General features: G+C 67.6%; 15 protein-coding genes and 1 pseudogene. 6 read left to right on the top strand and 10 right to left on the bottom strand.

The window, feature by feature from the left end; translation table 11 throughout:
* The 3 genes and pseudogenes from NBV68_RS11825 to fmt all read right to left on the bottom strand — a co-directional run.
* Nucleotides 1–702 (bottom strand): annotated as a pseudogene (locus NBV68_RS11825) (alcohol dehydrogenase catalytic domain-containing protein); the annotation flags it as partial.
* A gap of 75 nt (nucleotides 703–777) precedes the next feature.
* Complete coding sequence (gene truA / locus NBV68_RS11820) at nucleotides 778–1,530, bottom strand: tRNA pseudouridine(38-40) synthase TruA (protein WP_296310098.1); 753 nt, start codon at nucleotides 1,528–1,530, stop codon at nucleotides 778–780.
* Entirely contained in the window at nucleotides 1,527–2,432 is a 906-nt protein-coding gene (gene fmt / locus NBV68_RS11815; RefSeq protein ID WP_296310097.1) for a methionyl-tRNA formyltransferase, read from the bottom strand. Before fmt ends, truA begins: the two co-directional genes overlap by 4 nt.
* A 53-nt stretch (nucleotides 2,433–2,485) precedes the next feature.
* On the opposite strand from fmt, the gene recR reads away from it, so the two are divergent.
* The 4 genes from recR to rmuC all read left to right on the top strand — a co-directional run bounded on the left by recR (nucleotide 2,486) and on the right by rmuC (nucleotide 5,606).
* Nucleotides 2,486–3,082, top strand: coding sequence for a recombination mediator RecR (recR, locus tag NBV68_RS11810; RefSeq protein WP_296310095.1), 597 nt, complete (start codon nucleotides 2,486–2,488; stop codon nucleotides 3,080–3,082).
* Between the two features lie 56 nt (nucleotides 3,083–3,138).
* On the top strand, nucleotides 3,139–3,711 hold the full coding sequence (locus NBV68_RS11805) for a peptide deformylase (RefSeq protein WP_296310094.1): 573 nt from the start codon (nucleotides 3,139–3,141) through the stop codon (nucleotides 3,709–3,711).
* A gap of 4 nt (nucleotides 3,712–3,715) precedes the next feature.
* Nucleotides 3,716–4,066 (top strand): hypothetical protein, encoded by a 351-nt coding sequence (locus NBV68_RS11800; protein ID WP_296310093.1) that lies wholly within the window; start codon nucleotides 3,716–3,718, stop codon nucleotides 4,064–4,066.
* A 76-nt stretch (nucleotides 4,067–4,142) separates the two neighbouring features.
* A complete protein-coding gene (rmuC, locus tag NBV68_RS11795; protein ID WP_296310092.1) occupies nucleotides 4,143–5,606 on the top strand; it encodes a DNA recombination protein RmuC in 1,464 nt (487 codons plus the stop codon).
* Nucleotides 5,607–5,825: 219 nt separating this feature from the next.
* Here rmuC and NBV68_RS11790 read toward each other — a convergent pair whose 3' ends face one another.
* The 7 genes from NBV68_RS11790 to NBV68_RS11760 all read right to left on the bottom strand — a co-directional run bounded on the left by NBV68_RS11790 (nucleotide 5,826) and on the right by NBV68_RS11760 (nucleotide 11,287).
* On the bottom strand, nucleotides 5,826–6,617 hold the full coding sequence (locus NBV68_RS11790) for an RNA methyltransferase (protein WP_296310090.1): 792 nt from the start codon (nucleotides 6,615–6,617) through the stop codon (nucleotides 5,826–5,828).
* A 32-nt stretch (nucleotides 6,618–6,649) separates the two neighbouring features.
* Nucleotides 6,650–6,928 carry an HPr family phosphocarrier protein gene (locus NBV68_RS11785; protein WP_296310088.1) on the bottom strand — a complete coding sequence of 93 codons (279 nt, stop codon included), beginning with the start codon at nucleotides 6,926–6,928 and terminating at the stop codon, nucleotides 6,650–6,652.
* Nucleotides 6,929–6,941: 13 nt separating this feature from the next.
* On the bottom strand, nucleotides 6,942–7,370 hold the full coding sequence (locus NBV68_RS11780; protein ID WP_296310086.1) for a PTS sugar transporter subunit IIA: 429 nt from the start codon (nucleotides 7,368–7,370) through the stop codon (nucleotides 6,942–6,944).
* Between the two features lie 123 nt (nucleotides 7,371–7,493).
* A complete protein-coding gene (gene rapZ, locus NBV68_RS11775; RefSeq protein WP_296310083.1) occupies nucleotides 7,494–8,417 on the bottom strand; it encodes an RNase adapter RapZ in 924 nt (307 codons plus the stop codon).
* Nucleotides 8,414–8,920, bottom strand: a complete 507-nt coding sequence (locus NBV68_RS11770; RefSeq protein WP_366068167.1) for an HPr kinase/phosphatase C-terminal domain-containing protein — start codon at nucleotides 8,918–8,920, stop codon at nucleotides 8,414–8,416. Before NBV68_RS11770 ends, rapZ begins: the two co-directional genes overlap by 4 nt.
* Nucleotides 8,887–10,470, bottom strand: a complete 1,584-nt coding sequence (locus NBV68_RS11765; protein WP_296310082.1) for an ATP-binding protein — start codon at nucleotides 10,468–10,470, stop codon at nucleotides 8,887–8,889. The genes NBV68_RS11770 and NBV68_RS11765 overlap by 34 nt, the downstream gene beginning before the upstream one ends.
* Nucleotides 10,463–11,287: a response regulator transcription factor gene (locus tag NBV68_RS11760; protein ID WP_296310081.1), complete on the bottom strand. Its 825-nt coding sequence runs from the start codon at nucleotides 11,285–11,287 to the stop codon at nucleotides 10,463–10,465. Before NBV68_RS11760 ends, NBV68_RS11765 begins: the two co-directional genes overlap by 8 nt.
* A 297-nt stretch (nucleotides 11,288–11,584) precedes the next feature.
* On the opposite strand from NBV68_RS11760, the gene NBV68_RS11755 reads away from it, so the two are divergent.
* Together NBV68_RS11755 and NBV68_RS11750 are read left to right on the top strand one after the other, a co-directional pair.
* Nucleotides 11,585–13,204 (top strand): phosphoenolpyruvate carboxykinase, encoded by a 1,620-nt coding sequence (locus NBV68_RS11755; RefSeq protein WP_296310079.1) that lies wholly within the window; start codon nucleotides 11,585–11,587, stop codon nucleotides 13,202–13,204.
* A 123-nt stretch (nucleotides 13,205–13,327) separates the two neighbouring features.
* Complete coding sequence (locus NBV68_RS11750; RefSeq protein ID WP_296310077.1) at nucleotides 13,328–13,657, top strand: hypothetical protein; 330 nt, start codon at nucleotides 13,328–13,330, stop codon at nucleotides 13,655–13,657.
* Nucleotides 13,658–13,686: the final 29 nt, after the last annotated feature.

Below are 13,686 nucleotides of genomic sequence, written 5' to 3'. Positions count from 1 at the left end.
GCCGGTCTCGGCAATCGCGGCGCGCAGGTCGGCCATGTAGGTGGGGGCGGAGCTGTCGACCACATAGGTCGCGCCCTGCTCCTTGAGCATCGCGACGTGTTCCGGCTTGCGGACGATGTTCACGAGTTTCATCCCGTCCTCGATGCAGATGCGGTTGAGCATCTGGCCGAGGTTCGAGGCGGCGGCGAGGTGGATGATGGCCGAGTGGCCCTCCATCTTGGCGGTCTCGACGAAGCCCAGCGCAGTCATCGGATTGACGAAGCTGGAGGCGCCGGTCTCGCAGGAATGCTCGCCGAGCGGCAGGCACATCATCGCGTCGGCAATGGCATACTGGCTGAAAGCGTTGCCCGGCACGCAGGCGACGCGCTGGCCCATCAGGGCCTTGGCCATGTCGCTGTCACCGGTCGCGATTACCGTGCCCGCGCCCTCGTTGCCCGCCGGAAGCCGCTGGCCGTGGCGCGCCTTGTTGCCAGTGAGGAACGGCTCGGGCATGGTCGCGACGACCTTGCCGGGGGTGTATTCGGCGGTCTCGAAATCGGCGGCGCTGGTGAGGATGGCAAGATCGCTCGGGTTGATCGGCGCGGCCTCCATTTTGACCAGCACCTGATTGCCGGTCGGCGCGGGGAACTGGCTTTCCGCCACCTCGAGGGTCAGCTTGCCGTCGGCGGTGAGGGTGGTGAAGAGCTGCTTTCCGGTGGTCATCCTGCGTTTCCCTTTTTTCGTCATTGCGGGTTGCGCAATCGCTACGCTCGCAATCACGAGATGGCTAGGGTGACCTTACGTCAGGTCGTCAGGATAGGTCGCTTCGACGAAATAGAGCCCATGCGGCGGCGCGTTAAGCCCCAGCGCTCCCCGGTCACGCGCCGCCAGCGCTTCGGCGATGCGGCGTTCCGGCCATGTGCCTGCGCCGACCAGCTTGAGGCAGCCGACCATGCTGCGCACCTGATGGTGCAGGAACGAGCGCGCGGCGGCGTGGATGTGGATCTCCTCGCCCACCCTTTCCACGTCGAGCAGGTCGAGCGACTTCAGCGGATCGGCTGCCTGACAATGCACCGAGCGGAAGGTGGTGAAGTCATGCCGCCCGACCAACGCCTGCGCGGCGCGGTGCATCGCCTCTACGTCGAGCGGCTGGGGCACGTGCCACGCCTTGTCCCGCATCAGGGTAAGCGGCGCGCGGCGGTTGGCGATGCGGTAGAGATAGCGCCGCCCGGTGCAGGAAAAGCGCGCGTGCCAATCGTCGGGCACCACCGCGCAGGCGGTCACCGCGATGGGATCGGGTCGCAGCTGCGCGTTGAGCGCGGCGGCGAGGCGAAAGGGATCGAAGGGCTTTTCGATGTCCACATGGCTGCGCATCGCCAGCGCATGGACGCCCGCATCGGTGCGGCCTGCCGAGTGCAAGGTCACGGTCTCCCCGGTGATCCGCCCGAGCGCGTCCTCGACCGATTGCTGCACGCTCGGCCCGTGGCTCTGGCGTTGCAGCCCGAAGAACGGCGTCCCGTCGAATTCCAGGGTGACGGCGAAGCGGGTCACGTCAGGAAAGTGCCCGCCGCCACGGTCCGCCCGCGCAGGAACTCCCCGCGTTCAAGCACCGGCCTGCCCGCGCGCTGGAGCCGCAGCGGCCGGATCGCGCCAGTCCCGCAGGCGATGGTCAAGTCCTCGTCCAGCACCGTGCCCGGAGCGCCCGCGCCCCCCACCACCACGGCCAGCAGCAGCTTGACGCGCTCGTCACCAAGCTCGAACCACGCGCCGGGGAAGGGGGCAAGGCCGCGCACCATCCGTTCAATCGCGGCGGCGTCCAGCGCCCAATCAATCTTCGCCTCCGCCTTGTCGATCTTCGGCGCGTAGATCGCCGCCGCATCGTCCTGCACCTCGGGCGGATAGGCGGCGAGATCGGCCAGCACTTTCACCATCGCCGCCGCGCCGACCGCGCCCAGCTCCCCAAACAGCTCGCCCGTGGTCTTCCGCCCAACCGGCACCGCCACCTTGTGGAGCATCGGCCCGGTATCGAGCCCGGCCTCCATCTGCATGATCGTTACGCCCGTCTCGGCATCGCCCGCCATCACCGCGCGGTGGATCGGCGCCGCCCCGCGCCAGCGCGGCAGGAGCGAGGCGTGGATGTTGAGGCAGCCGTGCCTCGGCGCATCGAGCACCGGCTGCGGCAGGATCAACCCATAGGCCGCAACCACCGCCACATCCGCGCCCAATGCCGCAAATTCCGCCTGCGCCTCTGCATTCCGCAAGGATACGGGGACACGAACCTGCACCCCCAGCCGCTCGGCCTCGATCTGCACGGGCGAGGGGTTCAGCTTCTTCCCCCGCCCCGCCGGCCGCGGCGGCTGGGTGTAGACGCAGGCAACCTCATGCCCCGCCTCATGCAATGCGCCGAGGGCCGGAACCGCGAATTCGGGCGTTCCCATGAAGATGATGCGCATAAGCTCTGCGGGCAGCCTTTGTGAAGCGAAGCGCAGCCCCTATCTCTCCCCCCATGGCATCGCAAGAGATCGAGGCATTGAGCGCAGCGCTCGCCCGCCTGCCGGGGCTCGGCCCCCGCTCGGCGCGCCGCGCAGTGCTGTGGCTGGTCAAGCACCGCGAGTCTGCGCTGCCCGCGCTGCTCGAGGCGCTGGCGGGCGTCGCCGAGACGCTGGTCGAATGCGCAACTTGCGGCAATGTCGACACCCGCGACCCCTGCGCCATCTGCACCGACCCGCGCCGCGACGCGCGCGCGCTGTGCGTGGTGGAGGAGGTCTCCGACGTTTGGGCATTGGACCGCGCGCGGCTCTTCCCCGGGCGCTACCATGTGCTCGGCGGCAGGCTGTCGGCGCTGGACGGGATCGGCCCGGAGGAGCTCAACATCGCCAGCCTCCTCGCCCGCGTCGAGGCGGGGGGGATCGACGAGGTGGTGCTCGCGATGAACGCCACGCTGGAAGGCCAGACCACCGCGCATTACCTCGCCGAACGGCTCGAGGCCTTCCCCTTGCGCGTCACCCAGCTCGCCCACGGCCTGCCGGTCGGCGGCGAGCTCGACTATCTCGACGAGGGCACGCTGGCGCAGGCGCTGCGCGCGCGGCGGCCGGTGGGGTAGAGACAGGCGCCAGCGCGGCGTTGTAATTCGCGCGTGATCCACCTATTTTGCGCCGCATGGCTATCCGCGAAATCCTCGAAGTGCCGGACCCCCGGCTCAAAACCATCTCGACCCCGGTCGAACCCCACGAGTTCGGCCCCGAGCTGAACAGCCTCGTCGAAGACATGTTCGAGACGATGTACGATGCTCCCGGCATCGGCCTCGCCGCGATCCAGGTCGGCGTGCCCAAGCGGGTGCTGGTGATCGATCTCCAGCCCGACGATCCCGACGCGCCCCCGGTCGAGTGCAGCCACGACGGCCACAAGCACACCCACCCGGCGACGAAGAACGAACCGCGGGTGTTCATCAACCCGGTGATTCTCGATCCGGCGCGCGAGCTTTCGACCTATCAGGAAGGCTGCCTCTCGGTCCCCGAGATCTACGCCGACGTCGATCGCCCGGCGACCTGCACCGTCCGCTATCAGGATCTCGAGGGCAACACCCACGAGGAACACCTCGAAGGCCTGCTCGCGACCTGCCTGCAGCACGAGATGGACCACCTCGAGGGCATCCTGTTCATCGACCATCTCTCGCGGCTGAAGCGTGCGATGGTGCTGAAGAAGCTCGAGAAAATCAGGCGGGCTGCGTAGCGCGATGAGCGGCGAGTGGCTCAGTTGGCTGGGTACCGCTCTGCCGATCCTGCTGATCCTGGCGATGATATGGCTGGTTGGCGAATTTCTTGCCGACTCGCTTCGCAGAAACGAAGCAACCACGCCGGATCCGCCGAAGACCCGGAAATCCCTGATCAGGGATGCCGTTTTCGAGGGCGCGATCCTGCTCATGTTGACCTATGTATTGTCGGGCGAGCTGCGCAATGGCGAGGGCAGTCCACTCTTCATCGGGCTATTGTTGCTCGGCATCGTGCTGCAGACGTACCTTATCATCCGCAAGCTGATCGAAGCCTTCAGGCTTGGCTCTGCGGGAATAGCGCCGCCCCAGGCTTGATCCGGGGGCCCGCTTTCTTGTTGGAAAGCACTTTGCAGGCCTAGCGTTCCCCATTCGTTCTGTGTAGGTTTGCCGCATGGACCCTGCGATTCTCTCGATCATTGCTCTCCTCGCCGGCGCCGCGCTCGGCTGGTTGCTCGCCTCGCGCCCGCTGGCGGACGTGCGCGCCCGGCTTTCCGCGGCCGAGGCGGCGGGGGCTGAGGGGGAAGCGAAATTCGCCCGCGCCATCGCCGAACTGGGTGAGGCGCGGATCGAGGTCGCGGGGCTTAAGGAGCGAGCGGCTCGGGCCGATGGTCTGCTCGCGCGGCTCGATTCGGTGCAGGCCGAACGCGCGCAGCTGGCCGAGCGGCTCGCCGCCCTGGAAAGCGCCGCGGCCGAGCGCGAAAAGGCCTTTGCCGAGCAGAAATCCGCGCTGCTCGGCGCGCAGGAATCGCTCAGGAAGGAATTCGAGAACGCGGGCAACCGCGTGCTCGAGGCGGCGCAGAAGACCTTTTTGGAGCGGGCTGATGCGCGCTTCCGCCAGTCGGAGGAGGCGGGCGAGGCCAAGATCAAGGCGTTGCTCTCGCCGGTCGGAGAAAAGCTGGCGAATTACGAGCGGCAGGTCGCCGATCTCGAAGCCAAGCGCACCGATGCCTTTGGGCAGCTTGCAGGCCTGATCCAGTCGATGAAGGAAGGCCAGGAACAGGTCCGGCGCGAGGCGCAGCGGCTCGGCAATTCGCTCACCAACGCCCCCAAGGCGCGCGGCCGCTGGGGGGAGCGGGCGTTGCAGAATGTGCTCGAACAATGCGGGCTGGCCGAGCATACCGATTTCCACCTCGAACAATCGATGGACACCGATGAAGGCCGTTTGCGCCCGGATGCGATCGTCAACGTCCCGGGGCAGAAGAAGCTGGTGATCGACGCCAAGGTGTCCTTGAACGCCTATCAGGCCGCTTTCGAGGCGGATGACGAGGGCGAGCGCAAGCGGCACCTCGATCTCCACGCCAAGTCGATGCGCGGCCACGTGCAGACGCTCGGTTCGAAAAGCTACCAGAGCCAGTTCGACGATGCTCCCGACTATGTCGTGATGTTCGTGCCGGGCGAGCATTTCGTCGCCGCCGCGCTCGAGCATGATCCCGAATTGTGGGACTTCGCCTTCCGCAACAAGGTGCTGCTGGCTACCCCGACCAACCTCGTCGCCATTGCCCGCACGGTTGCGCAGGTGTGGCGGCAGGACAAGATGGCGAACGAAGCGGCAGAGATCGGCCGGATGGGAGCGGAGCTCTACGGCCGTCTGGAGGTCGCAGCGCAGCACCTCAAGCGGGTCGGCGGCGGGTTGGAGACAGCGGTCAACAACTACAACAAGTTCGTGGGCAGCTTCGAGCGGAACGTGCTGTCCTCGGGGCGCAGGCTCGCGGAAAAGGGCATCGAGGTCGGCAAGCGCGAGATCGAGGACGTGCCGCTGGTGGAATCCGCCCCGCGCTACAATGCCGAGGATGTCGCGGCGCTGGGGGCACCCGATATGACCGAAGAAGGCGAGAAGCGGGACGCTGCGGAGTAGCCGCAAGGCGGCACGCAAGGCCGGAGCGCTTTCCTACTGCCGACCGCTGCGTCATGATCGCAGCCGGCTCTTTCGCATCGTCCGCCATCGCCGGATTCGGGCGCCGTTTCGCGCACTGACCATTTTGTCCGTCCGCGCCAAATCGGCGTCAACAAATTGTAATTCTGAACGAATTCGCCTTGTTGGGAAGGTGACAGGGTGTAACCTTTGTAACCTTGCCTACAGGCTTGCCAGCACCTCGTAAGCCAGCACCGCGCCCGCCACGGCCGCATTCAGCGAATCCGCGCGGCCCTTCATCGGCATGGTGACGCGCAGGTCGCAGGCCATTTCGTAGTCCTCGGGAAGCCCTTGCGATTCGTTGCCGACCAGAATGAAGCACGGCGCGGCATAGGGCGCCCCGCGATAGGGCACCGCATCGCGCAAGCTCGCCGCGACCAGCTGGCCTTCCCCGGCACGCAGCCACGGCAGGAATTCGTCCCACCGCGCCTGTGCGAGGCCCACGGTGAACACCGCGCCCATGCTCGCGCGTACGGCCTCGGCGCTGAAGGGGTCGGCGCAGTCGTCGACGAGGATGAGGCCGCCCGCACCGACCGCGTCGCAGGTGCGCAGCATTGTCCCGAGGTTGCCGGGATCGCGCAAGGCCTGCGCCACAAGCCAAAGCGGCGCGCTATCCCTGTCCAGCCTTGCCAGCCCGGTGTCCCACTCGTTGAACACCCCGGCGACGACCTGCGCGTTCTCCTTGCCGGTGATCTTGGAGAGGATGTCGGGCGTGGTTGCGATCACCTCGCCGCCTGCCGCCATGACGTCGGCCTCGAGCCGTTCGAGCAGCGGATGCTCGCGCCCCTCGGCCATTACCAGCGTTTGCGGCACGCGGCCCGAAGTGCGCGCGTCCTCGAGCAGGCGCAGGCCCTCGACCAGGAACTGGCCGCTGCGCTTCCTGTGCTTCTTGTCGCGCAGGGACCGCAGGTATTTGACCGTCGGATTGGAAAAGCCGGTGATGTGCTTGCGCATGAGAAAGTCGCCAGCCTTGGGGGCCGCCGCCCCTAATCCTCGCCGAAGCCGTCGGCGATCAGCGCGATCAGATCGGCGAGCACGCCTTCCGCCTCGTCACCCTCGACCGCCACCTCGACCGTGTCACCCTTGGCCGCGCCGAGCATCATCAGCCCGAGGATCGAGCCGCCGGCCGCGCTGTGCGGGGCCTTTGAGACGGTCACCTTCACGCCCTCGGGCAGGGCAGAGACCGCGCCGACGAACTTCGCGCTCGCCCGGGCGTGCAAGCCCCGGCGGTTGACGATGGTGACGTGTTGCCGTGCTTCCCCCACGCGCCTGTAGCCCCTAGGCCTTGGCCCGCGCCGGGGGAGCGGCATCCTGCCCGAGCAATTCGCTGGCAATGGTTATGTAATTGCGCCCGGCGGTCTGCGCGGCGAGCACCGCGGCGGTCACGTCCATCGCCTTGCGCGCGCCGGCGAGGCGGATCAGCATGGGCAGGTTGATCCCCGCGATCACCTCGACGTGGCCGGCATCGAGCAGCGAGATCGCCAGGTTCGACGGCGTGCCGCCGAACAGGTCGGTCAGGATGATCACGCCCTTGCCGGCATCGACCGCGAGAATCGCATCGGCGATGTCGGCGCGGCGCTGCTCCATGTCGTCATTGGGGCCGATGCAGACCGTGACGATCGCCTCCTGCGGGCCGACGACGTGCTCCATCGCCTCGACGAATTGGTCCGCGAGGCGGCCGTGGGTTACCAGGATCAAGCCGATCATGTGTGAAAATGGGTCCGTTAACTGCCCGCCCGTCGGGAGGCCTTACGCGTTTCTACCTCAACCGACAATGTGTGTTGCACCCGAAGTGCATTCACGGCGGCGGTGTCCTTTTCCGGGGCAACCCTAGGGCCGATCGCCTTCGATGGCGTCGGCCGCGCGCGAGCCCAGGTTGCGGTGCCGCACAGTGGGCGAAAATCCCGCGCCGCGCAAGGCCTCGGCCATGGTCTCGGCAGTGTAGACCGAACGGTGGCGTCCGCCGGTGCAGCCGAAGGCGATGTGGACATAGGGCTTGCCTTGCGCGGCGTAGCGCGGGAGCAGCAGCAGCAGCAGGTCACGGATCCGCGCGAAGGCATCGGCAAAGGCGGGGTCCTTGGCGATGTGCTCGCCGACGGGGGCATCCTGCCCGGTCTGCTCCTTCAACCCCGGCACCCAGTGCGGATTGTCGAGGAAGCGCATGTCGAACACCAGATCCGCGAGCGGCGGCATGCCTCGGGCGAAGCCGAAGCTCGAGATGGTGAGGGTGAGCGCTGCGTCGGCCTCGGACGGTGCGAAGAGCTCGCGGATTTTGCCCTGCAGGTCGTTGCTGGTCATCGCCGTGGTGTCGATCAGCACGTCGGCCCAGCGCCGGAGCGGTTCGAGCAGTTCGCGCTCGGCGGCGATGCCCTCCTGCACCGGGCGTCCATCGGCCATCGGGTGGCGGCGGCGGGTCTCGTTGAAGCGCCGTTCGAGTTCGCCGCCCGCGCAATCGAGGAACAGCGAGGTGAGCGCGAGGTCGGGGCGCTGGCTGAGGTCCTTCACCAGCGCGATGATGTCGGCGGGCACGAAGCCGCGGGTGCGCGAATCGAAGCCGATCGCGAGCGGCCCGCGCGTGTCGTCGGCCGCGGTCAGGAGGCGCTTGAGCATCCGTACCGGGAAGTTGTCGATGGTCTCCCAGCCCAGATCCTCGAGCACGTCGAGCGCGGTCGATTTGCCTGCGCCCGCAAGCCCGGTGACCAGCAGCAAGGGGCGCTTGTCGGGGGGCGGGGGCGGGGCGTCGGAGACAGTCATCGGCGCCTATTTGGCGCTTGAGCTGCACGAAGGGAAGACGCTTCGAACACAAGACCGTGCATCCGCAGGGCCCATTCGGCGCGCGCGGCCGGCGCTAGCGGGCCAGGGTCGAAAGCGAGCACCGGCACCGCGACCCCTGCGATGAGGCGCGCAGGCAGCGGGGTTTCGGGCAGACGCTCGGCCGGCAGGCCGCCGAGGGTGAGGATCAGCGCGACCGGCGCGGGCGGGGCGACTTCAAGGCGGGCGAGGCCGACCCCGCGCACCTCGATCAGCCCGGCGATATTGGGTGGCGGCCCGGCGATGAGCCGTCCTTGCGAGGCCGTCAACGTCACCGCATCATCGCCGATCAGTCCCGCCCCGCGTTCGATCAGCGCGAGCGCGAGGCTCGACTTGCCGCTGCCCGGCGGCCCCTCGATCAGCAGCGCGCGGGCCCCGATGACGACCGCGCCCGCCTGCATCACCAGCCCGGTCATGGCGCCGAGGGGAGGGTGAGGCGCAGGCACGCGCCGCTGGCTCCATCGGCGCGGGCGTCGGCGATCAGCGAGCCGTCATGCGCCTCGGCAATCGCGCGGCCGATGGCTAGGCCGAGGCCGGAGTGGTTGCCGAAGCTCTCGCCCTCGGGCCGGTCGGAATGGAAGCGCCGGAACACCGCGTCGCGCGCCTCGACGGGGATGCCGGGGCCCTCGTCGGTGACTTCGGTCACGACCATGCGGCCCGCCGGACGCAGGGTGACGCACACCGTGCCGCCCTCGGGCGAGAAGGACACCGCGTTGTCGATCAGGTTCTCGGCGACACGTTCGAGCTGGGTCGGCACGCCCATCACCCTGAGCCGCGTGCCCGGCGGCACCCGCGCGTCGAGCTCGAGCCGCCGCCCGCCGTTCATCCCGCGGTTCTCGCGGCTGCGGATGAGGTTGGCGAACAGCTCGGCCAGATCGACGCGTTCGAGGGTCGCGCGGCTGATCTCGGCATCGACGCGGCTGGCGGCAGAGATCTCGGTGACGAGGCGGTCGATGCGGCGCACGTCGTGGGTGGCGATCGCGATCAGTTCGGCGCGCAGGGCGGGGTCCTCGACCCGTGGAAGGGTGTCGATCGCGCTGCGCAAGCTGGCGAGCGGATTCTTGATCTCGTGCGCGACGTCAGCCGCGAAGCTGTCGACCGCGTCGATGCGACCCCGCAAGGCACCGGTCATGTCCGAAACCGCGCGGGCCAGAAGGCCGATCTCGTCGCTCCTTTGGGGCAGGCGCGGCACCTCGACCTCGCGGTCGCGGCCTTGCTTCACGCGGACAGCGGCGCGCGCGAGCAGTCGGAGCGGCGTGACGATGGTGCGCGCGAGGAACAGCGAGAGCGTCGCCGAGGCGGCCATCACCAGCAGCATCGCGAGGAACAGCGTGGTGCGCGCGGCGCGCACGCTTTCGGTGATGTCGACCGCATTGCGCACCGTCAGCAGCGTCGCGCCCTGCAGGCCCACCGGCACCGCGGCGGTGATCACTGGTGTGCCATCCTGCCAATCATAGAGCCGCACCTGGCTGAGGCCGAGCTCGCGCGCGCGGGCGAGTTCGGGCCAGGCATTGGCCTCCTGCGCGTCGGGCTCGACATAGTCCTGCACCGGCTCGGCCGAGACGATGGTGTCGACCGTGCGGTCGAGCCAGACCGAGAAGCGCTGCTCCCAGTCATCGTCCGAGACATCGTTGAAGCGGAAGGCGGGCTCGGCCAGCGCGAAGCTGTCGGCGGTGAGCTTGCCCTTGGCATCGAAGGTGCGCAGCCGCATGCGCTGCTCCTTGCCGATCTGCACCAGCAGCGCCTCCTGCCGCTCGCGGCTCGCGCCGGCGAGGGCCTCGGCGGTGATCTGGGCCTCGATGCGGGCGAGCTTGAAGCGCTCGTTGATCAGCTGGGTGCGATAGCTGTCGAGATAGAACAGCCCGCCGCCCAGGATCAGCAGCGGCAGGATATTGACCGCCAGAATGCGGCCCGTCAGTGCGAAGCGGCCTGTGGCGCTCAGCTGCTCGCTGCCCCCGTTTCTGGCCCCGTTACCGGCGCGCTTGCCGTCAGCCATCGGTGAAGCTGTAGCCCGCCCCGTAGAGCGTATCGATCGCATCGAAGCTCTGGTCGACAAGCTTGAACTTGCGGCGCATGCGCTTGATGTGGCTGTCGACCGTGCGGTCGTCGACGAACACGTCGTCGGGGTAGGCGGCGTCCATCAGCTGGTTGCGGCTCTTGATCACGCCCGGGCGGATCGCCAGCGCCTCGAGAATCAGGAATTCGGTGACGGTGAGACTGACCGTCTCGCCCTGCCAGGTCACCTGATGGCGCGCGGGGTCCATGAACAGGCGTCCGCGGGTGAGGGTGGCGGGCGCGGGCTCGGGCGAAGTGGCGGGCGCATTGTCCGCGCCGAGCGGTTCGGCACGGCGCAGGATCGCGCGGATGCGGGCGATCAGCAGGCGCAGGGAGAAAGGCTTGGCGATGTAATCGTCGGCGCCCAGTTCGAGGCCCGCTTCCTCGTCGCTCTCGTCATCCTTGCTGGTGAGGAAGATGACGGGGATCGCGGAATTCTCGCGCAGACGGCGCAGCAGCTCCATCCCGTCCATCTTGGGCATCTTGATGTCGAAGACGGCGAGGTCGGGGGGATTGTCGAGCAGCGCCTTGAGCGCCGTCTCGCCGTCGGAATAGAGGCGGGTGGCAAAGCCTTCCGCCTGCAGCGCGATCGAGACCGTGGTGAGGATGTTGCGGTCATCATCGACCAGCGCGATCTGGAGCTTGCGCGCGCCGGGGCCCGGGCTGCCCGCGCCCTCGGGCGGCAGGGGTGCGGCGTCGGGTTGTGTCCCGGCCTCGCTCGCCATCATCCTTGCTCCGCGCAGCTGATCATGGCGCATGGGTAGCGCCATCGCGGCCCGCCTGCAACGCTCCGCCCGCGCGCGCCGGAAGGCGGCGCTTGGGGACTTGTCACATTTGCCATGCCCGCCCGGTTTGACGGTGGAGCGCGCCGCATTTAGGGCGCTATGGAGGGATCGGACAGGATTGCACGGTGGCGCTTCGCCCGATGTTGCATACGTATGCGCAACTGCTACGGGATGTGACGCAGGCGCGAGGGGATTCGCTGGCGGCAGTCAGGCCGGGCCCCCCGCAACCCATCGATGCCACCCCAAGGCCTTCACGCCAGGAGACGTAAGTTGACCCCGCTCGCAACCCCGCTGGCCGCCCAGAACCTCAAGACCGGTGCCACCATCCACCCCAATCTCGGCACCTCGGCGCTGGTCGAACATGCGCTGAAGAAAGGCGAGGGGCAGTTGACCAAGCACGGCGCGCTGCTGGTCGATACCGGCCGCTTCACCGGGCGCAGCGTCAAGGACAAGTATATCGTCCGCGATGCCGAGACCGAGAACAGCATCAACTGGGGCACGGTCAACCAGCCGATGAGCGAGGCGCATTTCGCGGCGCTGAAGGCCGATTTCCTCAAGGAACTCGAAGGCCAGGACGAACTCTATGTCGCTGACCTGTTTGGCGGCTCGCAGCCCGAATACCGGGTGAACGTGCGCGTCATCAACCAGATGGCGTGGCACAACCTGTTCATCCGCACCCTTCTGGTGCGCCCCACGGCGGACGAACTTGCGAGCTTCGTCCCCGAATACACCATCATCAATCTGCCCAGCTTCAAGGCCGATCCCGAACGCCACGGTTGCCGCAGCGACACGGTGATCGCGGTGAGCTTCACCGAGAAGCTGATCCTGATCGGCAACACCGAGTATTCGGGCGAGATGAAGAAGGGCGTGTTCGGCCTTCTGAACTACCTCCTGCCCGCGCAGGGCGTGATGCCGATGCATTGCAGCGCCAATATCGGCGCGGACGGCAAGAGCGCGATCTTCTTCGGCCTGTCGGGCACCGGCAAGACCACGCTCTCGGCCGACGCCAGCCGCACCCTGATCGGCGATGACGAGCACGGCTGGTCGGACACTGCGGTCTTCAACTTCGAAGGCGGCTGCTACGCCAAGATGATCAACCTCTCGGCGGAAGGCGAGCCCGAGATCTTCGCGACCACGCAGATGTTCGGCACGATCCTCGAGAACGTGACGATGGACCCCGCCACCCGCGAACTCGACTTTACCGACGGCAGCAAGACGGAAAACACCCGCGGTGCCTATCCGATCGAGTTCATTCCGAACACCTCCGAGAAGAACCTCGGCCCCGCGCCGTCGAACGTCATCATGCTCACCGCTGACGCCTTCGGCGTGCTGCCCCCGATCGCGCGGCTGACCGCGGATCAGGCGATGTACTACTTCCTCAGCGGCTACACCGCCAAGGTCGCGGGCACCGAGATCGGCGTGACCGAGCCGGAAGCCACCTTCAGCACCTGCTTCGGCGCCGCCTTCATGCCGCGCCACCCGAGCGTCTACGGCAACCTCCTCAAGGAGCGCATCGCCAAGGGTTCCGTGGAATGCTGGCTGGTCAACACCGGCTGGACCGGCGGCAAGTACGGCACGGGCAGCCGCATGCCGATCAAGGCGACCCGCGCGCTGCTCAACGCGGTGCTCGACGGGAAGATGGACGGGGTGGAATTCCGCAAGGATCCCAATTTCGGCTTCGACGTGCCGGTGCATGTGCCGGTGCTCGCCGCGGCCGGGATCGACCAGACGATCCTCGATCCGCGCAGCACCTGGGCCGACGCTGCCGATTACGATGCGACCGCCAGGAAGCTGGTGCAGCTGTTCATCGACAACTTCGCCCAGTTCGAGGCGCACGTCGACGAAGGCGTCCGCCAGGCCGCTCCGGCGCCGACGACCGTCGCCGCCTGACGCCACCCACCAGTTGGAGAGGGAGAAGCCCCGCCCGGCGAAAGATCGGTGCGGGGCTTTTTCGTTGAATCGTCGCGCGCGTGCGGCACAGTGTCGCGCGACTCGATCCTAAGGAGGGAACCCATGAGCATTCTTGACGGCATTCTGAAGAACATCGGCGGCGCGCCGGATGATGTGGTGAACCTCGCCAAGCAGATCGGCATCGATCCCGGCATGGTCGAAACCGCGATCGCCGCGCTCGGCAAGACCCACCAGATGGATGGCGACACAGTTACGCTGGCGGCCGAGAAGACCGGCCTCAGCCCCGAGATCCTCAATCAGGTCGTCAGCGCGATCGGCGGCGAGGGCTCGCTCACCCACTTCGCCTCGATGCTTGACCGCGACGGTGACGGCAACCCGCTCGACGACATCATGGGCATGGCCTCAGGCCTGCTCGGCGGCGGCAAGAGCTGATCTGACAGGCGTCGCGCGCAGCAGCCCCG

The sequence above is a fragment of the Erythrobacter sp. genome, assembly GCF_023653175.1.
Lineage (GTDB): Bacteria > Pseudomonadota > Alphaproteobacteria > Sphingomonadales > Sphingomonadaceae > Erythrobacter.
The sequence above is the reverse complement of the archived record's forward strand: the minus strand, read 5'-3'. Positions and strand labels throughout refer to the sequence as shown.